Annotated in this window: 2 protein-coding genes; both read right to left on the bottom strand. The window is 71.9% G+C overall.

Going from position 1 to position 1149, the window contains the following annotated elements; genetic code table 11:
- Window positions 1–149: 149 nt before the first annotated feature.
- Entirely contained in the window at window positions 150–719 is a 570-nt protein-coding gene (gene cobO, locus AC27KI_RS25420; RefSeq protein WP_272564138.1) for a cob(I)yrinic acid a,c-diamide adenosyltransferase, read from the bottom strand.
- 67 nt (window positions 720–786) lie between these two features.
- Window positions 787–1149: ATP-binding cassette domain-containing protein (locus AC27KI_RS25415; protein ID WP_487116572.1), on the bottom strand; the 363-nt coding region annotated here is incomplete at its 5' end.

Raw genomic sequence — 1149 nt, 5'->3', positions numbered from 1 at the left:
CTGCCCGCCCGCGAAGTGGCGCATGTCGCGGCGCTCGCGGATGGCGCGGTACACGGCGGCGCGCTCCTCTGCGGAGAAGGCGGCGCCCTGCGCACTGCCGGTGGGCGGCGTAGGGGATGGCATCGCGGCGCGGGGGCGGTCGGCGGGGCTCAATCCTCGATGCCGCGCTGCGCCGGCACGCCGGCCTGGAACGCGTGCTTGACCATGCCCATCTCGGTCACGGTGTCGGCCAGTTCGATCACCTCGGGCGGGCAACGGCGGCCGGTGAGCACCACGTGCACATGGCGCGGGCGGTCGCGCAGCACCTGCAGCACCTCGTCGAGCGGCAGCCAGCCGTAGATGAGCGGGTAGGTGATCTCGTCCAGCACCACCAGGAAGAATTCGCCGCCCAGCACGGCGGCGCGCGCGCGCTCCCAGCCGGCGCGGGCCAGTTCGGCCGACTGGTCGATGTCGCGGCTCTTCCAGGTGAAGCCGTCGCCCAGGCCCTCGATGGGGATGCCCAACTGCTCGAACATGCGGTGCTCGCCGAAGCGCGCGGTGGGCACCTTCATGAACTGGAAGATCTTGACCGGCTTGCCGCGCCCGTGGGCGCGCAGGGCGAGGCCGAACGCGGCGGTGCTCTTGCCCTTGCCGTTGCCGGTGTTGACCAGCACGATGCCGCGGCGCTCGCCGTCGGGTTTTTCGGAGCGCCGTTCGGCGGGAGGGGTTTCGATCTGCATGCGCAATGTTTCGGAAGTCGTTCGAAAAAAAAAGGGGCGAAAGCGGTGGCCGGGAGGTTGGCCGGCCCTAGTCGATGCGCGGCAGCGACACCCACAGGCCCGCCACCTGCTGCACCTGGATGCGCTGGTCGAACACGGCCTGCAGCGCAGCATGGGTGGCCGGGTCGGCGCAGGCGCCATGGTGCACGATGCGGCCGCGGTCCATGATGGCCATGTCGTCGGCCTGCAGCGCGAGCGACACCTCGTGCAGCACGCTCACCACCGTGCCGCCGCCCGCCGCCAGCGCGCGCATGGCGTGCAGCCAGTCGGCCTGGTGCGGGGGATCGAGGTTGGCCAGGGGTTCGTCCATCAGCAGCACCTCGGCCTGCACGGCCAGCGCGCGCGCCAGCAGCACCCGCTGGCGCTCCCCGCCCGACAGCTGCCCGAGCGG

Source organism: Acidovorax sp. KPB24-03 (assembly GCF_057546605.1).
This window is presented reverse-complemented; position numbering and strand designations above follow the sequence as displayed.

Excerpts from the sequence above, each read along its gene's own strand:
- cobO (WP_272564138.1), bottom strand. The coding sequence starts at position 719 with ATGCAGATCGAAACCCCTCCCGCCGAACGGCGCTCCGAAAAACCCGAC.